Below are 23270 nucleotides of genomic sequence, written 5' to 3'. Positions count from 1 at the left end.
TTGTGGTTGTTAATGGCGCGCACGGTGCGAACGTCCATGCGCTCGGCGTCATTGCCGTGGGTATAAATCGGGGAAAAAAGCGTACAGGCAGAGTCGATAACGACGGGGGCTTCAGGGTTGGTGGTATTTCGATTGCTGCAGCTTGTCGCGAGCAGCAGCGTCATCAAGATTAAGATTGCTGGCTTCCACACGTTTGGCCTCCTCGCGCAGCTGCTGCTGCTGCTGATTAACTGCCACCGCCTGTGCCGCCGCTTTGTCGGCGCTTTCCACTGCGGATTGAGATTGTTGCTGCATCTTGCCGATCTTCTTGCCGCCGAAGTAGCTGGCGGCCAGCGCGGCAATCACGCCCGCCAGCGCGGCCAGCCAGTGCCAGCTGCCGCCGAGCAATGTCATAAGAAACGTCATGCTTTTTCCTCCAGCGCCGTTTTCTGTTGGTTAAGGCTCTTCTGACGAATGAACTGAGCAATCACGCCCATCGCCACCATGAACGCGCCAATCAGCCCAAGGTAGTTATGCGGCAGAATCTCTTTCACGTCTGGTGGCATGTTGTTCCACGCATCAAGCGCCGCGGAGGGGAAAGATTGCACCCATGCGCTCAGCATTGAACCCAGCGACGCCAGCCACACCGACCAGGTTTTAAACAGCAGGCGCGCATGCTTCACGAACTCCAGCGTGGTGAAGCGCTGCATGATCAGCACCACAATGATCACCAGCAGCACAGCAATGATAAAAATCAGTAGTTTCAGGTTCATAGCAACCCCCGATAGATGTCGTAGGTGCCGCTACGCATCACTTCCGCATGCCGCCGCGCGCGTCCTGAGGTCTGGCGCGCCCACAGGCTATCGAGCATGGCGTTGGCAGCAGCGTCAAAGTCACCTTGGGTGATGGACGTCAGCATGCCGCGAAACATCGCCAGCCCATCAATACCGAGTTGATAGCCCATGCTGATCAACACATCGCAGCGCGCTTCGTTGCATTTGGCGAGCGCCTGTTGCACCAGCGCACGCTGATTCATCTGCTGCACCTTGCCCTCGACAATGCACTGCTTCCACACGTCGCCCACGGGCCGTGGCACCTGAAAGATGTAATTGCTGAGCGAGGCACCTTTCGGGCCAATACGAATTCCCCCCGCGACGGTGGGAAACCCCAGGGTGTCAAGGTAAGGCGCTTCGCGGTAACCCTCTTCAAAATTCAGGATGGCAATAATCTGGCTCATAGTCGTTCCTCTTTGACGGGCGCAACGGCCTGAAATGGGCTGCGCAAAACGGCAAACAAACATAAATCACGCTGATCCTTCACCGGCTTGAGCGCGTCATTTGATAAGCGAAACGCTCAAGGATGCTTAAACAGTGAGCAACAAAGAAACGTCCCGTTTAAAACTGGGGAAAAGAGATGAAAGGATTAGCGCACGGCGTACAAATACACATGAGGTAAACAGCAGTTATCAAAGCTGGCTTGTTCCTGCTGAACGCGCGTCGGCGCCAGAACGGCGCAATCTACGCGTGAGTGCGTCTGGCGCTGACAGATGCGTTCAGCGGTACGCAAGGTGATGTTATCGGGTTCGATGCCGAGAGCGCTGTCGATGCTGCGCTTAAGGCGGCTGATGGATTGACGCCGCCGATGGCGGCGCGTGCGTGTATTACCTGAAAATACTGATTTTCCGTACTGGATAATCGCCATAACTCCTCCTGTGAATGAGTCTTTGGCGATGGGGTGGCAGGCACGGCAACTCGGCTTAAACCGAAGCGTCCGCTGTTCCTCTGAAAAATACTCGACGTCAACTCGCCCGGCAGTATTAACGGCCAGGGTGAAGTAGAGGAGAGTGAAAAACAGAGGGCAACTGACAACGCTGCAAAGTGCGTATCCACCCCATCCCAAAGTTCACTAACTTTGGGTGGTATGCATCGCGCTTGTGCAGCGCCTCAATTGTTTAAGAGCGGGCTCATCCGGGAGCAGGTGTGTCGTCCTTCTATGCTCAAATTATTAACAGGATCTAATACATTGGCAAACACCAATGGTTAATTTTTTATTTACCATCAGTTAAATTTTTGATTTCAGCCACAATATTTTTTTGCCCGTGGCTGAGGTGATGCGATCAGCCCAGGATTTGGTAATCGCGCGCCTGGCTCATGATGACCCGCGCCACCACTTGCAATGTTTTGGCTTCGTCGAGGGTTAAATACCAGGTTTCATAACGCTTGTTATCGGAGATCACCGCCACCTTTTTGTGCTGTAACTGCAGGCGTTTGAGATAGAGTTGATCGTCAAGCGTGAATAAATAAATGCCATCGCCATCAAAGCGATGCACGCTGATATCGACAAACAGCTGATCGCGTGGCGCAAAAGTGCCCGCCATCGAATCGCTGTTGAGCGCAATCAGGCGAATGTTTTCGGCCGGACGGCCATTAAACAGCACGCGCGCTTCTTCCAGACCGTATTCAATGGCTTGAATGGTTTCGACCAGTTCATCACGCGTGCTGCTGCTGCGGACGCCATGTTGTCCAATATCCAGACTCTCGACGCGAAATAAATGCTGCGGAGGGGTGAGACTGTGATGCGTGAGTAAGGCAGCTGGTTTTTCCATACCAAATTGCAGCCACTCAACGCGCACGTCTAACAGCTGGCTGAGCGCCAGTAGATTGTTATCGTCAGGAATCGATTGTCCGTTAAACCATTTCCAAACCCCCGGCGTTGAGATCTTGCATCCCCTCTCCTGCAGAGCAAGCGCAACCTGTTTGTTCCGTCCATGTCCGACAATTCCCGCGCTTTCACACGCGGCAATCAGCCTGGCAGTAAACCCTTGTCTGGTACTTTCTTTTTTAACCATCAGTTAATAATCTGCCTTCAGTAAAAGACTGAATGTTATTTTCATTTTTGCTACCAGTTCATTTTATATTACCGTCAGTTTACTACCCAACCGCTTTTATCAATGAGGCTGCATGATCATTATCCCCTTCGGTTATGCCGAAACCAGTGAACAATGCCATATCGCTTGTTCTGACAGGGGTTTTCAGGATTGTTCTGTAGCAGTAAGACCAGTATCTAAAGGAAAAAATGGGTGAAAAGCCGTGACCCCGCCATAGATGACAGAAATAAATCAAAAACCTCTGGAAATAACTGGATCGAAAGCGAAAAAAATGGGCACCGTTTTCGGTGCCCATTGTCATGCAGGAGCGAACATTAGCGACGTAGCGTATTGTCGCCCCAACCAATCCATTTGTAGGTGGTTAGCGCTTCCAGACCCATAGGACCGCGCGCGTGCAGCTTCTGCGTGCTGACTGCCACTTCGGCACCCAGGCCAAACTGGCCGCCGTCGGTGAAACGGGTGCTGGCATTAACGTAGACCGCAGAGGAATCAACCTGGTTGACGAAGCGATTGGCGTTGCTAAGGCTGCGCGTCAGGATGCCGTCGGAGTGCTGCGTACCGTGCTCGCGAATATGCGCGATGGCGGCATCCATATCGGCCACCAGTTTGACGTTCAGATCGTTCGACAACCATTCGTCGTCGTAGTTTTCCGCTTGCACGGCCACCACGTCAGCGGGGCCGTTTTGCAGCAGCGCCAGCACGTTTTCATCGCCGTGCAGCACGATCTTCTCCTGCGCCATGCGCTGCAGGAATGCCGGGATAAAGCGCTCCGCCCGATCGCGATGAATCAGCAGCGTTTCCAGCGAATTGCAGGCGCTTGGCCGCTGTTTCTTCGCATTGACGATCACCTCCAGCGCCGCCTCGGTCTCCATGGTTTCATCCAGATAGAGATGGCAAACGCCGATGCCGCCGGTGATGACCGGGATGGTCGAATTTTCACGACACAACTTGTGTAAACCTGCGCCGCCGCGTGGGATCAGCATATCGACGTAGCGATCGAGCTTCAGCAGCTGATTAACCAACTCGCGATCGGGATTTTCAATCGCCTGGATCGCACCCGCCGGTAAACCGTGCTGCGTCAGGGCATTTTGAATCACCCGCACCGTGGCCGCATTGGTGCGATACGTCTCTTTACCGCCGCGCAGAATCGCGGCATTGCCGGTTTTCAGGCAAAGGGAGGCGACATCGACGGTGACGTTCGGACGCGCTTCATAGATCACGCCAATAACGCCGAGCGGTACGCGACGACGTTCAATGCGCAGACCGCTATCCAGCTGGCCGCCATCCATCAGCTGCCCCACCGGATCGGCCAGGCGGCAGACCTGGCGGACATCATCCGCGATCCCTTTCAGGCGCTGCGGATTAAGCGTCAAACGATCGAGCAGCGCTTCACTCATGCCGTTTTGCCGCGCATCGGCCAGATCCTGCTGGTTCGCAGCCAGAATCTCGGCGCTTTCGGCTTCAAGGCGATCGGCGATAGTGAGCAGCACCTGATTTTTTTGTTCGGTGGTGAGTTCCGCCAGCTTGTACGACGCTGCACGCGCCGCTTTACCCATTTCGTCTAACATCATCCACTCCTTAACTGACGATCATGTCGTCGCGGTGCACCGCTACCGGGCCATATTCGTAACCGAGAATCTCGCCAATTTCCTGGCTGTGATGACCGGCGATCATGCGCATGGCATCGCTGTTGTAGCGCGTCACGCCGTGAGCGATATCCCGCCCTTGCAGGCTGCGAATGCGGATCACTTCACCACGTGAGAAGTTGCCCTGCACCTCACGAATCCCTTTCGGCAGCAGCGAGCTGCCGCGCTCCAGCATCGCCGCCAGTGCCCCATCATCAATGGTGATTTCTCCGGCAGGCGGTGCGCCAAAGATCCAGCGCTTGCGGTTTTCCAGCGGCGATTGCTGCGCGTGGAAGCGCGTGCCCACCGGTTTGCCATACAGCACGTCGCTGATCACGTCTGGACGACTGCCTGCGGCAATGATCACATCAATGCCGGCGCGACAAGCCACGTCCGCCGCCTGCAGCTTGGTGGCCATGCCGCCGGTACCGAGGCCGGAAACGCTGCCGCCCGCCAGCGTGCGTAGCGCGTCGTCGATCTGGTGCACGTCGCTGATAAGCGACGCTTCAGGATTAGTACGCGGATCGGCGGTGAATAGCCCTTGCTGATCGGTGAGCAGCAGCAGTTTGTCGGCGCCGCCCAGCATCGCCGCCAGCGCCGACAGATTGTCGTTGTCGCCGACTTTAATCTCGGCGGTGGCTACCGCATCGTTCTCGTTGATTACCGGCACGATGTGGTTATCAAGCAGCGCACGCAGCATATCGCGCGCGTAGAGGAAGCGTTCGCGATCTTCCATATCGGCGCGCGTCAGCAGCATCTGCCCAATGTGGATACCGTAAATCGAAAACAGCTGTTCCCACAGCTGGATCAAACGGCTCTGCCCCACCGCAGCCAGCAGCTGCTTTGAGGCGATGGTAGGCGGCAGTTCGGGGTAACCAAGGTGTTCGCGCCCAGCGGCAATCGCGCCGGAGGTAACGATAACAATGCGATGGCCCGCCGCGTGCAGTTGTGCACACTGACGAACCAGCTCCACCATGTGCGCCCGATTCAGCCGACGCGAACCGCCGGTGAGGACGCTAGTACCCAACTTGACCACAAGGGTCTGACTGCCACTCATGTTTTTCCTGCCATATAAGAAAAAAATCTGCGAAGGGACGTTTTATCAGGAGTGAGCAAGGAAGCCAACAGCAGCAAGGGGAAAAGCACAAAAATCCGCTGACAATGCGCTAGACCAAAAGTTCGCAATTAACAAGAAATCCGAAAAACTGTCATAAAAAGTTCATCGCCACCCGGTAAAAAGTCCCGTGTTTTACAAAACCTTTCACGGGTACAACAAATTTTACTCATTGGGATTGATAGCAAAATGAAGAAAAGCACACTGGCATTAGTCGTTTCAGCGCTGGCGCTGGCTTCCACCGCAAACGCCGCAGAAGTTTATAACAAAGATGGTAATAAACTCGACTTCTACGGCCGCGTTAAAGCTGAACATTACTTCAGCGATAATGCGAGCCAGGACGGCGACAAATCTTACGTTCGTATCGGTTTCAAAGGTCAGACGCAGATCAACGACCTGATGACCGGTTACGGCCAGTGGGAATATCAGTACAACGTCAATAACTCTGAAGGTTCTGACGCGAACGCCGGCAACAAAACCCGTCTGGGCTTTGCCGGTCTGAAATTCGGTCAATACGGTTCATTCGATTACGGTCGTAACTACGGCGTGCTCTACGACGTAGAGGCTTGGACGGACGTATTCCCAGAGTTTGGGGGTGACGGTACAGCGCGTACCGATAACTTCATGACCGCGCGTGCTACCGGCGTGGCCACGTACCGCAACAGCAACTTCTTCGGTCTGGTTGATGGCCTGCGCTTCGCGCTGCAATATCAGGGCAAAAACGATGCGACCAGCGCCAACGCCCGTGGCAGCATCACCGATACCTCTCGCCAGAACGGTGACGGTTACGGTGCGTCACTGGGCTACACCATTGGTGATACCGGCGTCAGCCTGATGTCGGCTATCACCTCTTCCGATCGCACCATTCAGCAGCAGCAACAGGCGCTGGGGCATGGCGATAAAGCAGATTCCTGGGGCGCGGGCATTAAGTATGATGCCAACAGCATCTACCTGGCCTCTATCTACACCGAAACCCGCAATATGACGCCAATCGGTACACGTGGCTTTGCTAACAAAGCGCAAAACTTCGAAGTGGTGGCGCAGTATCAGTTTGACTTCGGCCTGCGTCCGTCCCTTGGCTATATCCAGACCAAAGGTAAAGACATCGAAGGTATCGGTGATGAAGATCTGGTTAAATATATCGACGTGGGCATGACTTACTACTTCAACAAAAACATGTCGACCTTTGTTGATTACAAAATCAACCAGCTGGATGATAACAACAAGCTGAACCTGAACAACGATGACATCGTAGCCGTGGGTCTGACTTACCAATTCTGATTGCGTATTACCCTTGCTGTGTCGATAAAAAAAGAGCCGGCTCATCACCGGCTCTTTCTTATTTATTCACGCGCGAGAGTGTCAGGCGCTCAATTTTACCGGCTCGTCTTTAAACCCTTCCGCCGGTTTCAGATCCAACTTCTGCTCTAACAGCATCGCTTTCAGACGCTCGTGGAAATTACGCAGCGTGCTCTCCACTTTGGCATTGTTCTCTTTGCCCTTAATGGTTGCGGTGCCCCAATCGCCGGCTTTATCAAACAGACCAAAGTGATATTCATAGGTGAAGTGATCTTCGTGCGCTTCCAGCGTCATCCACCAGCCCCAAAATTCACGCAGCTCCGGCGCAGGCTTGACGTTGACGCAGGCCGCCAGGCAATCAAAGAAGAAACGCGTCTCTTCGCATTTTCCTTCACGGATGTACGGCCCCAATTCGGTGAAGCGCTTAAGCAGGCGACTACGGGGGTGACCACTCGGTAACGTCATGCAAACTCTCCCTCAAATAAACCGCATCAAATGCATTTTTAGCTTCCCATGAAACTAAAAATGGAAAATCCCGGATATAAGTAGTAGCAGAGGTTTGAGGTTTCGCCAGTTAGTTTTGCAACTGTTTTGCCAGCCAGTCACAAATTTGGTTTAAGGCTTTGTCGAAACTGGCAAAAACCGGCTTGCCTGCAATTGCCAGCGTCTTACCTTGCGCAGAGGAATTCGCGATCAACTGCGCATCCTCTTCCGGACCAAAAATATCATCCGGCCAGTACGCTGCCAGCATTGGCGTTGGCGTGCGGCGACCAAGCAAGCCCTGCACTTTCAGGGAATAGCGGTTGAGCTCGATACGCAGATTACTGTCGGAGGTGGATGACATGCCGAGACGGCTCGCCAGCATATCCATATACATATCCGGTAACTGCTGCTGTTGCTGCGCATCAACAAATACATTGTGCACCATCGCCCCCAGCGTGGCGACGGCACGCACGCGCGGCACTTCAAGATACGCCAGCCGTGTTGCCACATTGGCACCGAAGCGGTAGCCCAGCAGCGCAACGCGGGTATGATCAATCCACGGCACGTTACTCAGCTCGCGCAGCACCTGCTGATGCAGCTGGCTGGTGTCCTGATTCAGCGTCCATTTGCTGCTGAAACCCACCGACGGCATATCCAGCGTCAGCATAGCAATGCCACGTGGTGCCAGGTAATCGTGGAACAAGCGATAGTGATCGCTTTGTAGCGAATCGAGACCGCCGCACAGTAACACGGTGGGATACGGCGCTTTAGCCTGCGCAGGCATGTGCAGGAAGCCGGTCACCGGCGCGCCACCGTTTATCGGGAACGTCAGTGATTTCAGTTCACCCGGCAAACGCTGCGTGGCCTCTTCATAGGCGCGATTGGCTAACACCTGCGCCTGATCGGCCAGCTCATCGCCTTTAATATAAGGATAGGCCGCGAGGCTGAATAAATTGGCGGCATGCAGCCAGTGTTGTCCGGCTTCGTCGTGATTTTCAGATTGCATCGCGCGCTGCTGCCAGATTGCCGCCTGTTTTGACCACTCATAATTCCAGTTGCCGCCGCGATAGCCAATCACGGTATCCAGCAGAGATTCCGTGGTGCGCTCAAAGTTGCTCACCGCAATGCGCGCCAGCACTTCGCTGATCTCCTGCGGCGATAACCCACGCCACGTCCACAGCAGCTTATTCAGCATGCGATACCAGCCGCGCTGGGTATCCCCTTCCAACGCGTTATGCACCTGCGCTGGCGTGTGATGCTGACGCCGCACCAGTGAAGAGGTTTCCGGGTGTTTAAAACGGGGTTTAAAGAGTTCTTCGCTCAGGTTTTTATCAGACATTTTAGTGATTCTCCTGCCAACGTTACAGCGATGGCTAAGAGTGTACTGCACACGTCATACGCGCGCGAGACGCAGAAAGCACAACGCCCGGCATAACCGGGCGTTGTTTGCGATGCATCAATCAGCTTTTAACGATAGGCGGGATATACACCACGCCCATATCCCAGGGCTGCTCGATCCAGGTGTTCTGCGGGATATCGACAATATAGTCGTCCACCAGCGCACGGCCTGCTGGCTTAGCGAAGATGGTGCAGAAACGCGCTTTTGGATACATATCGCGGATCGCCTGCGCGGTGCCGCCGGTATCCACTAGATCGTCAATTACGATGAATCCTTCACCGTCGCCTTCGGCACGCTTCAGTACTTTCATTTCACGCTGATGATCGTGATCGTAGCTGGAGATGCACACGGTATCGACATAGCGAATACCCAGTTCGCGCGCCAGCAGCGATGCCGGAACCAGACCACCGCGGCTCACCGCGATAATACCTTTCCACTGTTCCACAGGAAGCAGGCGCTGGGCCAGTTTACGGGCATGAATCTGCAGCATGTCCCAGGTTACGACGTATTTTTCGCTCATATGAAGGAATCCCAACCAATAAACTTGGCTTAAAAAATATGCAAGGGGGAAAAGGTTGCGCGAGATTATAAGGATCTGACGCCTTAAAAACCAGCATCTGTCTTACTGGTTGCAGGTTTTTAGCGCGCCTGATTACGCACCCGGTGAGAAACAGTGATATTCTCAGCCCCATCACGTCAGATGTTCTGACGACGATTTTTACTGGAAACCCGCGTGCGTGCGGTATGTCCGCCACGCTGACACAGGAGACGCATGGTGTCTGAATTGTCGCAACTTTCACCCCAACCGCTGTGGGATATTTTTGCCAAAATTTGTTCCATTCCACACCCTTCTTACCACGAAGAAGCGCTGGCCGAATACGTTGTTGGCTGGGCCAAAGAGCAAGGTTTTTGGGTTGAGCGCGATCAGGTTGGCAACATCCTGATTCGTAAACCCGCTACCGCCGGCATGGAAAAACGCACGCCGGTGGCGCTGCAGGCACACCTTGATATGGTGCCGCAGAAGAACAATGACACGGCGCACGACTTCACCAAAGATCCGATTCAGCCGTACGTTGATGGCGACTGGGTAAAAGCGCGCGGCACCACGCTCGGCGCCGATAACGGCATTGGTATGGCGTCTGCGCTGGCCGTATTGGCTGACAGCAGCCTGACGCACGGTCCGCTGGAAGTGCTGCTGACCATGACCGAAGAATCCGGCATGGACGGGGCATTTGGTTTACAGCCAAACTGGCTGCAGGCCGACATCCTGATCAACACCGATTCCGAAGAGGAAGGTGAGATTTACATGGGCTGCGCCGGGGGGATCGACTTCATCACCACCCTGCCGCTGACGCGTGAAGCCATTCCAGCGGGTTATGAAACCCTGAAGCTGACGCTGAAAGGCCTAAAAGGCGGTCACTCCGGTGCCGACATTCATCATGGTCTGGGCAACGCCAATAAACTGCTGGCGCGTTTTCTGGCGCTACACGCGCGCGATCTCGATGTGCGCCTGATTGAATTCACCGGCGGTACGCTGCGCAACGCTATCCCGCGTGAAGCCTTCGCGACGCTGGCGATCGACAGCCATAAAGTGGATGCTCTGAAATCGGCTGCGGCCCATTTCCAGGCAACCTTGCTGAACGAGCTGGGAGCAAAAGAGAAGAATATCGCGGTCGTGACCGAGTCGCTGGCGCATCAGGGCCAGGCGCTGAGCAGCGATAGCCGCGATCGCTTCCTGAATCTGCTAAACGCCACGCCAAACGGTGTGATTCGTAACTCCGACGTCGCCAAAGGCGTGGTAGAAACCTCGCTGAACGTTGGCGTGGTAAGCATGGATCAGGACAATGCCGAAATCATCTGTCTGATTCGTTCACTGATCGATACCGGTAAAGATTGGGTGGTTGAAGTGCTGACTTCGCTGGGAGAACTGGCTGGCGCGCAAACGGCACCCAAAGGCGGCTACCCAGGCTGGCAGCCCGATGCCGATTCACCGGTTATGGCGTTGACGCGTAAAACCTATGAAGCGCTGTTTGGCAAAACGCCAAACATCCAGGTGATTCACGCCGGTTTGGAGTGTGGCCTGTTCAAGAAACCGTATCCGAACATGGATATGGTTTCGATCGGTCCCACTATCACCGGCCCGCATTCACCGGATGAGCAGGTACACATTGAGAGCGTTGGTCTTTACTGGAAACTGCTGACAGCGCTGCTGAACGTGGTACCCGAAAAAGCGTAAGTTTACGTTTGACCTATCAACCAGGCTACGGCCTGGTTTTTTTATGCCTAAGCCACTCGTTTCCGCCTATCGCCTTCAGCAGCACAATACTCTACCCATTATCCATAACGCCTCGTAGTTAAACCACCGCTTTCCCTTGCGCCAGCGTTAGCCACCATTACATCCAGATGTCTGGATGGCTAATAAGATTTCGTGCTAGCTTATGCCCTTTCGTTTGTTGCCCAGCGCGAGGGTTCAGGAAAAAATGCCCCCAACTCAAATAATTAAAGGCACGGCTGCATGACGGCGATCAACCGCCTGGAGATGCGTAATATCTCCATCGCTTTTGGCGGTTTTGCCGCGCTATCGCAGGTCGATTTTCTGACTGAAGGCGGTTCAGTACATGCCCTGACGGGCGCCAACGGCGCGGGGAAATCGACGCTCATGGCGGTGCTAGCTGGAGCGCACACCCATTACAGCGGGGAAATTTTGCTGGATGGCGTTCCCGTCGCCCTGCGCTCGCCGCGTGATGCCAAAAAGCTTGGCATTCATCTGGTTCAGCAGGAAGTCGACGTGGCGCTGGTGCCGCAACTCAGCGTAGCGGAGAACATTCTGCTCGACCGCTTAGCGGAGCCGGGCCATGGCTACAACTGGCATGAAACGCGCCATCAGGCGCGCGCGCTGCTGGCACAGCTGGAAGTCAACCTGGATGTGAACCGTTTGGTTGAGCGCTGTTCGCTGGCGGAGAAGCAGCAAATCTTGCTGGCGCGTGCGCTATCTCACCACTGCCGCTTCCTGATTCTTGATGAACCCACCGCCCCGCTCGATCAGCATGAAAGCGAGCGCCTGTTTGCCGTCGTGCGCCGCTTACAGTTGAGCGGCATTGGCGTGGTATTCATCTCGCACCGCATTCATGAACTTAAAGCGATTTGCGATCGGCTGACGGTGCTGCGCGATGGACGCCTGATCGAAAGTAGTCCGATGGCGGCGCTAAGCGGCGAGCAAATCGTTGAGAAGATGCTGGGACATCAGCTCGACGATGTCTTTCCACCGCGCCGCATACATCAGGCGCAGCCGCTGCTCCTGTCGGTTGAAGGCTTACATGACGATCGTCTGCTGCAAGATATTTCGTTGCGCCTGCATAAAGGCGAAATCCTTGGCATTGCAGGTTTAGCCGGTGCCGGGAAGACCGAACTGTGCAAAGCGTTGTTTGGTGCCAGCAAAAGCCGGGTTGAGAAAGGCGAGTTACATGGCAAGCCGTGGCGACCGCGTTCGCCGCATGATTCGGTGGAAAACCGCATGGCGCTGGTGCCGGAAGAGCGTCGTAAAGAGGGTATTTTCATTGATGAGCCGGTGAGCATGAATTTGAGTATCAGCGCCGATAACAGCTTTTCACGCTGGAGCCTGTTTGGTCATCGTCAGGCATGGCGCTGGGCTGAAGAGATGATTCAGCGCCTGAATGTACGCACCACCGGACCGGCGCAGATCCTGCGACGTCTGTCGGGTGGCAATCAACAAAAGGTGGCGATTGGCAAATGGCTGCGTAATAACGCCGATGTCCTGATTTTTGACGAGCCCACCAAAGGCGTGGATATCAAAGCTAAAACCGAACTGTTCAGCCTGATTGATGGCTTAGCGCGCGAAGGTAAAGGCATCATTTATGCCTCGGGTGAGTTTGCTGAACTGGTCGGCCTATGCGACCGCATTTGTGTGCTCTGGGATGGGCGCATCGTGGCAGAAATGGACGCCGATGTAGCTACAGAAGAGACGCTTCTGCTTTATTCCACCGGAGGAACACCTGCGTGAGCAGCAAAGAATTATCCCTAAACCCGCGGCCTTGTCTGCGCCATCAACTCTTCGAGTTCCTTTATAAATGGGGCATGTTGCTGACGGTTGTCATCCTGATTGCGGCATTTGGACTCGCCTCAGATAGCTTTCTGGAACCGACCAACATCATCAACATCCTGCGATCGATTGCCATCGTTACGGTGATCGCGATTGGCGTATCCCTTTCGCTGACGGTTGGCGGCTTTGACCTGTCGGTGGGCTCTACGGCATCACTAGCCAATGCGCTGGTGATATCGCTGTTCGTGTGGCACGGCTTTGGCACTACCGAAGCTATCATCATTACGCTGCTGCTGTGCACGCTGGTCGGGCTGTTCAACAGCTTCCTGATTGTGATTCTGCGGATTCCCGACATGCTCGCCACCCTGGCCACACTGTTTGTGATTCAGGGCGTCGCAATGACCTACAGCTTTGGCGGCTCGATCACTGAAAACATGGTGCTGCCCAGCGGCGATATGGCCGAGGGCACCATTCCTGCCGCCTTTGGTCTGCTCGGCCAGGTGCCAACTATCGTGATTATCATGCTGGTGGTAACGATTGTGGCGCAGCTGGCGCTGTCGCTAACGAAGCATGGTCGTCGCATGTATGCGCTGGGTGGCAACCCGGAAGCGGCTCGCCTGTCAGGTATTCGCACTACACGCTATCGCGTGCTGGCCTATGTGCTGGCATCGCTGCTGGCGGGATTGGGCGGCATTTTACTGGCTTCGCGTATTGGCTCCTCGCAGGTGAATGCTGGCGGTGGCTATTTAATGGATGCCGTGGCCGCAGCGTGGATTGGCTTCTCGCTGGCCGGTTCCGGCAAACCTAATGCGCTCGGGACCTTAGTGGGCGCCGTGATCCTCGGAGTGTTGCAAAACGGGCTGGTGATGCTGTCAGTACCCTATTACGCCATGGACATTATCAAAGGCCTGGTGCTGGCGCTGGCGCTGGCCATCACTTACATCCAGCGCCGCTAAGGCGCGTTAAACCAGAAAGAGATCATAATGAAAAAAATCACCCTTTCGCTGCTGGCCGTTAGCCTGCTCAATACCAGCATCGCCTTCGCCGACACCGTCACACCCGTGCCTGCGGCGATCGCCAACCACGAAGGTCCGGTGCGCATTGCGATTATCCGTAACCTCGGTTCAGACGATAACACCACGCAGTTTGTTGCCGGGGCAATCCAGCAGGGACGCAAGCTGGGCTTTAAAGTCAGTACTTTCCTAAGCAACGGTGACGATGCGCGTTTCCAGGATTTCGTTAATCAGGCGATTAGCCAGAAATATGACGGCATTATTCTGTCGCACGGTAAAGATCCTTACTCTACCGCGCTGGTGCAACGTATCACTGCGGCCGGCATTAAGCTTTCCGTGTTTGATACGCCGGTTAATACCCCGGTGGAGGGCGTAACCGTAACGGCACAAAACGACGCCTCGCTAGCGCAAGAATCACTCGGCAGCTTGATCAAAGACTTCAACGGCAAGGCGAACATCGTCAAGCTATGGGTGGCGGGTTTCCCAGCGATGGATCGCCGGCAGGTGGTGTATGAGAAGCTGTTAAAAGCGAATCCTGGCATTCATCAACTGGAATCGATTGGTGCGGTTTCCTCTGATGTGCAAGGCGATACCGCCAACAAGATTGGCGCCATTTTGGCCAAATACCCGAAAGGTAAGATTGATGCCATTTGGGGATCGTGGGATGCCTTCAGCCAGGGCGCTTACAAAGCGTTGCAGGAGAACGGCCGTACCGAGATCAAACTCTATAGCATCGACGTATCCAATCAGGATCTGCAGCTGATGCATGAGAAGAACAGCCCGTGGGTGCAAACGGTCGCGGTGGATCCAAAAACCATTGGCGCGGTCAATATGCGCCTGGTGGCGAATAAGATTGGCGGCGAAGCAACGCCCGCAACCTATGAGTTCAAAGCGGCGTCGATTTCGCAGCAGCAGCTGAACAGCCAGCAGGGTGCAGTTAACATGGCTTCACTGAATAACATCATCCCAGGTTGGGGCGAGAACAGTGATTTCGTCGCGCCCTGGTTTGCCACGCTGGAAGCGAAGTACGCTAAGAAGTAATACTTTGGCAGGGCGTGCACCAGCGCGCCCAGTTATAACCCCAGCACCAGCTGCCGCTCCAGCTGCGGATCCACCATGGTGACATGCAATCCCACCAGCCTGACACCGCGCCCTGCCCGACGATCATTCCAGGCCTGACGCGCGACGGCGATCATGTCCTCTTTATTCAGCACCGGCCAGACATGTTCCTGCGTGGTCTGCTGGAAATCGTTAAACTTTAGCTTAACGCCCTGGCGGGCAATCTGCTTATCCGGCTTGATGGCGGTTAAGCGACGCTCCAGCTCAGCGTAGAGAAAATCAATAATTTCCAGGCACTGCTCCCAGTGATGAATATCTTCCATTAACGTGCGCTCAACGCCGAGGGATTTACGCTCACGCTCCACCACGACATTTCGCTCGTCAATGCCGTTGCTGCGTTCCCACAATATGCGGCCAAACTTGCCAAAGCGCTTGAGCAGCAGGGCAAGATCGGCCTGCTGCACATCGGCGCAGGTGCGTAAGCCCATCTCTTCCAGCTTTTTGGTGGCGACTTTGCCAACGCCGGGGATCTTACTCAGCGGCAGCGTCAGTAAAAAATCAGACATGGCGTCAGGCGTTATCACATATTGCCCATTGGGCTTGTTGAGATCGGAGGCGATTTTGGCAAGAAACTTGATGGGCGCGATACCGGCAGAAGCGGTCAATCCGGTTTCGCGCAGAATATCCGCACGAATGGCCTGCGCCATCAGCGTTGCCGAGCCCTGGCAATGCAGGCTGTCGGTAACATCAAGGTAGGCTTCATCCAGCGAGAGCGGTTCAATCAGCGAGGTATAGCGCGCGAAGATGTCGCGAATCTGGTGCGAAGCTTCTTTATACGCATCAAAGCGACCGGGCAATAAACGCAGATGAGGGCAAAGTTTTAGCGCCATGCCGGTGGGCATCGCGCTGCGCACGCCATACTTACGGGCGGGATAGTTGGCGGTACTGATCACGCCACGTCGCTCACGGCTACCACCAATTGCAATGGGGATATCACGCAATGAGGGATCATCGCGCATTTCCACCGCCGCATAAAAGCAGTCCATATCGACATGAATGATTTTCACGTGTGTAACTAACCCAGATTAAAAATAAGACCTCATTATAATACTGGATATTTGTACAGATGCAAAAGTGTTCACAGAGCGCGCATGTGGGATTAATTTCAGGGATTAATCACCATTCCTTTATCGCTGATGGTGATATTTAAACGTTTGTTAGAGGGATGTTGTGCGATAGCAAGCTCACCAAACAGCTCGACTTCATAGCCCAATTCCCCGCGCACAAAGTCCAGCAAGCGGTTACGTTTTGGAACGAATGCTTTGAGCTGCTCTCGCCAGACTTCGAATAAAATGGGCGGATAAGCAGACGTTTCAAGCCAGTGCCGAGCGCCCCTGAGTACTTCAAGCTCCAAACCTTCAACATCCACTTTAATGAGGTGCGCGCCAGGCAATTCCAGACTATCCAGCGTTGCAATACGTACAGATTCACTCTCGGTTAATTTGGTACTTAATACCTGCCTTTGGGCACGAATTTCAGCATCCAGAGAAAGCGCACCAACATTAATCTCGGTTTGCATATCCAGCACCGGAACATCAATTTCACCATTGGTATCACCTATTGCCATCTGCCTTGCATGACAATGAAACAGCTGATTGATAAACAGATTGGCGCACAGCTGATAAAACACCTGCCGCTGAGGTTCGAAGGCATATAACGTGCCGCCCTGCTCACGAATATGGTCACCCATCGGCACCGACCAGGCCCCCAAATTGGCCCCGACATCGATCAACACCGGGCGATCTATCCCTTTGATGAGTAATTTTGAGAGAGAGACCATTGCCGGTTCCCATGGGGTGCCATTCCTGAGATGCCGATTAATCAGGTCAGGACCGGGCGACAACATATAATGAAGATCCTCAACCTGATAAACCGAAGGGGCCACCGAGAGATTCATAGATTTTTTCCTGCTGAAAGGGTTTGGCGCAGTATAAGGAGGTGGCTGACCCCTTCCGACAAGACCGTTCTTGTTTGCTGCTCGGATTATAAATTTTAACCTTCGTACAAAATGCGCGAAATTTTTGTCGGACTAATTAAAGTTTACAAATTTATGGCCGCATTCCCTTTAGGAACGCGCCATTTTCTCGGACACTGGCTTGATTAAAAGCCAGACAATGTTAATGTTGCGCAGCGATAGCGGATATTTCCGATAATGCAATACCCAGACGCGCAGCGTCATCGTCTCTCTTCACATCAAGGTATCTACAGAATGGGCAGAATCGCATTATTGCTTGCGATGATTCTTATGCCGCTCCTTAGCTGGGCAATTAACCCCGAGCCTACGCAACCGCTGGCTCCGGTGAGCAAAGAGTTAAAGAAACAACTGATTGGAACCCCGGTTTTTATTCAGATTTTCAAGGAAGAGCGTACGCTGGAACTGTACGGCAAAATCGGTAATGAATATCGTCTGCTGGACAGCTATCGCATCTGTAATTTTTCTGGCGGTTTAGGACCTAAACGTCGTCAGGGCGATTTTAAAAGTCCGGAAGGCTTTTATAACGTTAAGCTTAACCAGTTAAAACCCGATAGCCGTTTTTACCGCGCCATTAATACCGGTTTCCCTAACCAGTACGATCGCGCTAAAGGTTATGACGGTAAGTTTCTGATGATTCACGGTGATTGCGTATCGATTGGCTGCTACGCGATGACCAATGCGTCAATGGATGAGATCTTCAACTATACCAACGCCGCGCTGCGTAATGGTCAGCAGGAGATTCAGGTCAACATCTATCCATTCCGCATGACGGAAAGCAACATGCAGCGCCATCGTTATTCAAGCGATATTAATTTCTGGCGTGAACTGCAGCCGGGCTATGCCTACTTTGTGAAGTACCGCGTGCCGCCAACGGTGAACGTGACGGCAACCGGCCAATATGCGGTGAACAACACGCCGGTGATATCGACACCGGATGCTGCCTCGAAATCATTCCTGGCGCTCACCCAGGCAAAATAACGCCCACTCGCCTGGCACTATCCGGTGCCAGGTTTCATTCCCCGTTAATGGCTGTGTGGCAATCACTGTCACCACATCTTGCGGCGTAGTCTGCTGCTGAAAATCAATTTCTACGTCCTGATCGAGCAGCGTCGCTTTGCCAAACGGCGCGCGGCGCGTGATCCAGTAAAGATTGGTTGAGCAGAAGGCCATTAGGTAACGCCCATCCGATAACAGCATGTTAAATACGCCCTTCTCACGCATTTCTGCAGCCAGCTCTGCAATATAGCGAAACACCGCAGGCCAGTTACCCGGCGTGCGCGGATAGCGCTCGGTAAGTTTGTGCAGAATCCAGCAAAACGCCTTTTCACTGTCGGTTTCGCCAATAGGACGGAAGGGCCCGGTATCCAGCTGGCGATAGCCTTTCAGCTGCCCATTATGGGCGTAAGTCCAGTTACGGCCCCACAGCTCACGCGTAAACGGATGGGTATTTTCCAGCGACACTTCACCGCGATTCGCCTGGCGGATATGCGCCACCACCGAATGCGATTTGATGGGATATTCCTGCACCAAACGGGCAATTGGCGAGTTAAAGCTCGGCTGCGGATCTTTGAACGTGCGGCAACCTTTGCCTTCGTAAAAGGTGATGCCCCAGCCATCTTTGTGCGGCCCGGTTCCACCGCCACGCTGCACCAGACCGGTAAAACTGAAACAGATGTCCGTAGGGACATTGGCGCTCATCCCGAGCAATTCGCACATAGCAACCGCCTTAAATGAGTCCCTCTCGCAAGCGGCGAGAGGAACACGTCATTACTTAACCATCTCTTTTTCGATTAACAGCATCAGGATATGAATCACTTTAATGTGGATCTCCTGAATGCGGTCGGCATAGCCAAAGTGCGGCACGCGAATTTCGATGTCCGCCGAGCCCGCCATCTTGCCGCCATCTTTGCCGGTCAGGGTGATCACTTTCATCCCTTTGGCGCGGGCAGCTTCAATTGCTTTAATAATGTTGGCGGAGTTACCCGAGGTAGAGAGCGCCAGCACCACATCCCCTTCACGGCCCACCGCTTCGATGTAGCGTGAGAACACATAGTCATAGCCGAAATCGTTGCTGACGCAGGAGAGATGGCTGACATCCGAAATGGCAATGGCTGGATAACCAGGACGATTTTCACGATAGCGCCCAGTCAACTCTTCAGCAAAATGCATGGCATCGCAGTGTGAGCCGCCGTTACCGCAGGAGAGCACTTTGCCACCTGCTTTAAAGCTATCGGCAAGCAGAACCGCAGCGCGCTGAATCGCATGAATATTGGCTTCGTCACTCAGGAACGTAGTGAGCGTATCGGCTGCTTCATTGAGTTCTGAGCGAATAATGTCCTGATACATAGGGATGTCCTTTAGAGGAAAGATTGACCCAGCAAGTTTAACGGAATGGGGCTAAGCCGCAAAGCGCCAGCACCGAGGAAAAGCGCGATGGCTGAAGGAAGTTTGGCAGTTGTTGCCGTACACGCAATGAATTTGTGAGTTAGGTTGTAATTGCGATGTAAACAGATTGATAAATTTTGCCCGCTATTCTAAACCTACACCCATAACAGGTCAGACCTCTTACTACTTATGGAGTGGTTCATTATGTTGGTTGCCTCAATTGTTGCGACGCTAATTTTACTTAGCGTCTTGTTTTACCACCAAATCTCCCTGCAGCTGAGCAGCGTCATATTGCTGCTATGGACCGGCGCACTCGCGGCCGCTGGCCTCTGGACCCCGTGGCTGCTGGTGCCGCTGGCGATTATCCTGCTGCCGTTTAACCTGCCTGCACTGCGCCGCAGCATGTTTTCAAAACCGGCGCTGCGCAGCTTCCAGAAAGTGATGCCACCGATGTCACGTACCGAAAAAGAGGCGATTGACGCGGGCACCACCTGGTGGGAAGGCGATCTGTTCCGCGGAAAGCCGGATTGGCAGAAGCTGCACAACTATCCGCAACCGCGACTGACCGAAGAGGAACAGGCCTTTATTGATGGCCCGGTGGAAGAAGCATGCCGCATGGCGAACGACTTCGAAATCACCCATGAAATGGCCGATCTACCGCCGGAGCTGTGGGCGTATCTGAAGCAGCATCGCTTCTTCGCCATGATCATTAAGAAAGAGTACGGCGGCCTGGAGTTCTCAGCTTATGCGCAGGCGCGCGTGCTGCAAAAACTGGCCGGCGTTTCCGGCATTCTGGCGATTACCGTCGGCGTACCAAACTCACTTGGCCCAGGCGAGTTACTGCAGCATTACGGTACCGATGAGCAGAAGGATCACTATCTGCCGCGTCTGGCACGCGGTGACGAAATTCCCTGCTTTGCGTTGACCAGCCCGGAAGCCGGATCTGATGCCGGCGCTATTCCTGATACCGGCGTCGTGTGCATGGGTGAATGGCAAGGTCAGCAGGTGCTGGGCATGCGCCTTACCTGGAACAAACGTTATATTACGCTGGCACCGATCGCGACCGTACTCGGCCTGGCGTTTAAGCTTTCCGATCCGGACCATCTGCTGGGCGAGACGGAACAGCTGGGGATTACTTGTGCACTGATCCCTACGCACACGCCTGGTGTGGAGATTGGTCAGCGTCACTTCCCGCTTAATGTGCCGTTCCAGAACGGCCCAACTCGCGGTAAAGATATCTTCGTACCCATCGATTTCATCATCGGTGGTCCGTCGATGGCCGGCCAGGGCTGGCGTATGCTGGTGGAGTGCTTGTCTGTAGGCCGTGGTATTACGCTGCCATCCAACTCTACCGGCAGCGTGAAGAGTATGGCATTGGCAACCGGTGCCTATGCGCACATTCGCCGCCAGTTCAAACTTTCCATCGGTAAGATGGAAGGGATTGAAGAGCCGCTGGCACGCATCGCCGGCAACGCCTACGTGATGGACGCCGCTGCGACGCTTATCACCAGCGGCATCATGCTCGGTGAGAAACCGGCGGTGCTGTCAGCGATTGTGAAGTATCACTGCACCCATCGCGGCCAGCGCGCCATCATCGATGCGATGGATATCGCCGGTGGTAAAGGCATCATGCTGGGCGAAAACAACTTCCTGGCCCGCGCTTACCAGGGCGCGCCGATCGCCATCACCGTGGAAGGCGCCAACATTTTGACGCGTAGCATGATTATCTTTGGTCAGGGCGCCATTCGCTGCCATCCATGGGTGCTGGAAGAGATGAACGCCGCGGCGAAAAACGATTTGATTACCTTTGACCGTGCGCTGTTCAGCCATATCGGCCACGTGGGCAGCAATAAAGTACGCAGCCTGTGGCTGGGTTTAACCGGCGGCCGTACCAGTGCCACGCCAACCCGCGACGTTACGCGCCGCTATTATCAGCATCTCAACCGTTTAAGTGCCAACCTCGCGCTGTTGTCGGATGTATCGATGGCGGTACTGGGTGGCAGCCTGAAGCGTCGCGAACGCATCTCGGCGCGCCTCGGCGATGTACTCAGCCAAATGTATCTGGCATCGGCCACGCTGAAACGCTATGACGATGAAGGCCGTAACGAGGCTGATTTACCGCTGGTGCATTGGGGGGTGCATGATGCGTTGCATCAGGCCGAGGTAGCGATGGATGATCTGCTGCGCAACTTCCCAAATCGCATGGTAGCCGGTGCGCTGCGTCTGGTGATTTTCGCTGGCGGTCATCACTGCCCTGCACCATCAGATAAGCTGGATCATAAACTGGCGAAACTGCTGCAACTGCCCTCCGCCACGCGCACCCGTTTAGGCCGCGGCCAGTATCTGGCACCCAGCGCGCACAATCCGGCCGGTCAGCTGGAGCAAGCGCTGCAGGATGTCATGGCAGCAGAAGTGATTCACGATCGCCTGTGCCAGCAGCAGAAAAAACATCTGCCGTTTACCCGGCTGGATGCGCTGGCGCAGCGTGCGCTGCAAGAGGGATGGATTGATGAGAGCGAAGCCCAGGTACTGGTGCGCGCTGAAGCAAGCCGCCTGAAAGCGATTAACGTGGATGATTTTGCTCCCGAGGCGCTGGCGGTCCCCAAGACGCAAAGCAAGCCTAACCCACGAGCAAGTGAAGCCGCATAAAAACGAAAAGCCTCCTTCGGGAGGCTTTTTTTTATCAGAAATTCAGCCCGCCTGGCGAATCCGTGCAATCAACGCATCAACATCCGCAACATGATCGGCGGCTAAAATCAGCGTGCGTCCCAGCGTTATGCAGCTGCGGATGCATTCAGTGCGCATCGTCACATCTTCAATCTGTTTGAAATCCGCAACATGTGACATACCTACGGTACGTCGAATCAACTCAGTGCCGCAGTAGCCAATGGTGTCGCGCCAGACTTTTTGCAGGAACGATGCGGCATAGCCGGGATAAGCCAGCGCCACGTCGGTGGTTTTTTCCTGTGCCAGCTCAAGGAAGCGGCTAGCAAAGTGGCTCCAGATATCGTGTACGTCACTCAAGCGACGCTCACGCCCTTCCGCCGCTTCACGCGGGGCCAGCAGGCCCGGCAGGCAGCAGTAATTAATCAGCAGGTTGCCAATAGCGCTGCCGACGTCAAAGCCGATCGGTCCAAAGTAGCCAAACTCGGCATCGATCACTTTCAGGCTGCCATCTGCCACGAAGATCGAGCCACTATGAACATCACCGTGCAGCAGCGCTTCCGCATCAGCGAAAAAGCGGTGCTTCAGTCCCGCGACGGCGATTTTGAGTGCGTCGTCGGTGCGCAGGCTAACCACCAACGATTCCAGCGCGGTGGGATAGCTGTTGCGTTCGTGATCGGTAAAGGGATCGTTGAAGAACAGATCTTCTGTAATTTCACACATTTCCGGATTAATAAAACGCGCGACTTCCGCTTTTTTCTTGTGGGGATGCAGAAAGAAATCGGAAGTATGGAACAGCGTCTGTGCCAGATATTCCCCTACCTGACGGCCCGCCAGCGGGTAGTAGGCGCCTTTCACCAGCTCGCCGCGCCAGATGCGATGGCTGGAGAGATCTTCCATCACCATCACCGCTAAGTCTGCGTCGTAATGCGTGATGTTAACGGTGTGCTGAGGACAATATTTGTAGTGTTCAACCAGCGTCTGCGCCTCCAGACGCGCGCGATCCAGCGTGAGCGGCCATGACTCGCCCACGCAGCGCACATACGGCAGCGCCTGCTTGACGACCACACGGCTACGGCCTTGATTATCGAAAATCTTAAATACCAGGTTGAGATTGCCATCCCCGATCTCTTCAGCGCTCACCAGCGTGGACGGGTCGTCAACACCGCCAAATTTTTTAGCATATTCCACAGCATCGGCAGCGGTGAACGTACGGTATTGCGACATTGCCTGTTCCTCGAGTTTCGATAGTAATAAGCCGTTCAGAC

22 protein-coding genes are annotated in these 23270 nt (G+C 54.4%); 7 read left to right on the top strand and 15 right to left on the bottom strand.

The window, feature by feature from the left end; translation table 11 throughout:
• Positions 1 to 111: 111 nt before the first annotated feature.
• The 7 genes from AC07WB_RS04180 to proB form a co-directional block, all read right to left on the bottom strand.
• Positions 112 to 405 (bottom strand): hypothetical protein, encoded by a 294-nt coding sequence (locus tag AC07WB_RS04180; protein ID WP_494940073.1) that lies wholly within the window; start codon positions 403 to 405, stop codon positions 112 to 114.
• On the bottom strand, positions 402 to 752 hold the full coding sequence (locus tag AC07WB_RS04175) for a DUF7940 domain-containing protein (protein ID WP_097094805.1): 351 nt from the start codon (positions 750 to 752) through the stop codon (positions 402 to 404). Before AC07WB_RS04175 ends, AC07WB_RS04180 begins: the two co-directional genes overlap by 4 nt.
• Complete coding sequence (locus AC07WB_RS04170) at positions 749 to 1216, bottom strand: lysozyme family protein (protein WP_097094806.1); 468 nt, start codon at positions 1214 to 1216, stop codon at positions 749 to 751. The genes AC07WB_RS04175 and AC07WB_RS04170 overlap by 4 nt, the downstream gene beginning before the upstream one ends.
• Positions 1217 to 1401: 185 nt before the next feature.
• Positions 1402 to 1680, bottom strand: coding sequence for a transcriptional antitermination N peptide (locus AC07WB_RS04165; RefSeq protein WP_097094807.1), 279 nt, complete (start codon positions 1678 to 1680; stop codon positions 1402 to 1404).
• 415 nt (positions 1681 to 2095) lie between these two features.
• Positions 2096 to 2827, bottom strand: coding sequence for a S24 family peptidase (locus AC07WB_RS04160; RefSeq protein ID WP_097094808.1), 732 nt, complete (start codon positions 2825 to 2827; stop codon positions 2096 to 2098).
• 353 nt (positions 2828 to 3180) lie between these two features.
• Complete coding sequence (proA, locus tag AC07WB_RS04155; protein WP_494940072.1) at positions 3181 to 4434, bottom strand: glutamate-5-semialdehyde dehydrogenase; 1254 nt, start codon at positions 4432 to 4434, stop codon at positions 3181 to 3183.
• A gap of 10 nt (positions 4435 to 4444) precedes the next feature.
• Positions 4445 to 5548, bottom strand: a complete 1104-nt coding sequence (proB, locus tag AC07WB_RS04150) for a glutamate 5-kinase (protein WP_097094810.1) — start codon at positions 5546 to 5548, stop codon at positions 4445 to 4447.
• Between the two features lie 246 nt (positions 5549 to 5794).
• Between proB and ompC the strand changes: the two genes are divergently transcribed.
• Positions 5795 to 6886 carry a porin OmpC gene (gene ompC, locus AC07WB_RS04145; RefSeq protein WP_097094811.1) on the top strand — a complete coding sequence of 364 codons (1092 nt, stop codon included), beginning with the start codon at positions 5795 to 5797 and terminating at the stop codon, positions 6884 to 6886.
• A gap of 81 nt (positions 6887 to 6967) precedes the next feature.
• Here ompC and crl read toward each other — a convergent pair whose 3' ends face one another.
• The 3 genes from crl to gpt form a co-directional block, all read right to left on the bottom strand.
• A complete protein-coding gene (gene crl / locus AC07WB_RS04140; protein ID WP_097094812.1) occupies positions 6968 to 7369 on the bottom strand; it encodes a sigma factor-binding protein Crl in 402 nt (133 codons plus the stop codon).
• A gap of 109 nt (positions 7370 to 7478) precedes the next feature.
• A complete protein-coding gene (gene frsA, locus AC07WB_RS04135; RefSeq protein WP_345827210.1) occupies positions 7479 to 8726 on the bottom strand; it encodes an esterase FrsA in 1248 nt (415 codons plus the stop codon).
• Between the two features lie 121 nt (positions 8727 to 8847).
• A complete protein-coding gene (gene gpt, locus AC07WB_RS04130) occupies positions 8848 to 9306 on the bottom strand; it encodes a xanthine phosphoribosyltransferase (RefSeq protein WP_007887137.1) in 459 nt (152 codons plus the stop codon).
• Between the two features lie 255 nt (positions 9307 to 9561).
• Here gpt and pepD point away from each other — a divergent pair, with 255 nt between their 5' ends.
• From pepD to AC07WB_RS04110, 4 genes are all read left to right on the top strand, one after another.
• A complete protein-coding gene (pepD, locus tag AC07WB_RS04125; protein WP_176519196.1) occupies positions 9562 to 11022 on the top strand; it encodes a beta-Ala-His dipeptidase in 1461 nt (486 codons plus the stop codon).
• 279 nt (positions 11023 to 11301) lie between these two features.
• A complete protein-coding gene (locus AC07WB_RS04120) occupies positions 11302 to 12807 on the top strand; it encodes a sugar ABC transporter ATP-binding protein (protein WP_494940071.1) in 1506 nt (501 codons plus the stop codon).
• Complete coding sequence (locus AC07WB_RS04115; protein ID WP_494940070.1) at positions 12804 to 13802, top strand: ABC transporter permease; 999 nt, start codon at positions 12804 to 12806, stop codon at positions 13800 to 13802. Before AC07WB_RS04120 ends, AC07WB_RS04115 begins: the two co-directional genes overlap by 4 nt.
• A gap of 27 nt (positions 13803 to 13829) precedes the next feature.
• Positions 13830 to 14900 carry a sugar ABC transporter substrate-binding protein gene (locus AC07WB_RS04110; RefSeq protein WP_097094817.1) on the top strand — a complete coding sequence of 357 codons (1071 nt, stop codon included), beginning with the start codon at positions 13830 to 13832 and terminating at the stop codon, positions 14898 to 14900.
• A 32-nt stretch (positions 14901 to 14932) separates the two neighbouring features.
• Here AC07WB_RS04110 and dinB read toward each other — a convergent pair whose 3' ends face one another.
• Both dinB and AC07WB_RS04100 read right to left on the bottom strand, forming a co-directional pair.
• Positions 14933 to 15985 (bottom strand): DNA polymerase IV, encoded by a 1053-nt coding sequence (gene dinB, locus AC07WB_RS04105; RefSeq protein ID WP_494940069.1) that lies wholly within the window; start codon positions 15983 to 15985, stop codon positions 14933 to 14935.
• A gap of 98 nt (positions 15986 to 16083) precedes the next feature.
• Positions 16084 to 16875 (bottom strand): FkbM family methyltransferase, encoded by a 792-nt coding sequence (locus AC07WB_RS04100; protein WP_400454702.1) that lies wholly within the window; start codon positions 16873 to 16875, stop codon positions 16084 to 16086.
• A 312-nt stretch (positions 16876 to 17187) separates the two neighbouring features.
• On the opposite strand from AC07WB_RS04100, the gene dpaA reads away from it, so the two are divergent.
• A complete protein-coding gene (gene dpaA, locus AC07WB_RS04095) occupies positions 17188 to 17931 on the top strand; it encodes a peptidoglycan meso-diaminopimelic acid protein amidase (RefSeq protein WP_097094820.1) in 744 nt (247 codons plus the stop codon).
• On the opposite strand, the gene AC07WB_RS04090 is transcribed toward dpaA, so the two are convergent.
• Positions 17902 to 18669 (bottom strand): class II glutamine amidotransferase, encoded by a 768-nt coding sequence (locus tag AC07WB_RS04090; RefSeq protein ID WP_097094821.1) that lies wholly within the window; start codon positions 18667 to 18669, stop codon positions 17902 to 17904. The genes dpaA and AC07WB_RS04090 overlap by 30 nt on opposite strands.
• 51 nt (positions 18670 to 18720) lie before the next feature.
• Positions 18721 to 19299 carry a D-sedoheptulose 7-phosphate isomerase gene (gene lpcA, locus AC07WB_RS04085; RefSeq protein ID WP_097094822.1) on the bottom strand — a complete coding sequence of 193 codons (579 nt, stop codon included), beginning with the start codon at positions 19297 to 19299 and terminating at the stop codon, positions 18721 to 18723.
• Between the two features lie 243 nt (positions 19300 to 19542).
• Between lpcA and fadE the strand changes: the two genes are divergently transcribed.
• Complete coding sequence (gene fadE, locus AC07WB_RS04080; RefSeq protein ID WP_494940068.1) at positions 19543 to 21987, top strand: acyl-CoA dehydrogenase FadE; 2445 nt, start codon at positions 19543 to 19545, stop codon at positions 21985 to 21987.
• A 42-nt stretch (positions 21988 to 22029) separates the two neighbouring features.
• Here the strand turns inward: fadE and mtnK are convergent, their stop codons facing one another.
• On the bottom strand, positions 22030 to 23229 hold the full coding sequence (mtnK, locus tag AC07WB_RS04075) for an S-methyl-5-thioribose kinase (RefSeq protein ID WP_097094824.1): 1200 nt from the start codon (positions 23227 to 23229) through the stop codon (positions 22030 to 22032).
• Positions 23230 to 23270: the final 41 nt, after the last annotated feature.

Source organism: Pantoea sp. GW821-FHT03E06, assembly GCF_059420725.1.
The sequence above is the reverse complement of the archived record's forward strand: the minus strand, read 5'-3'. Positions and strand labels throughout refer to the sequence as shown.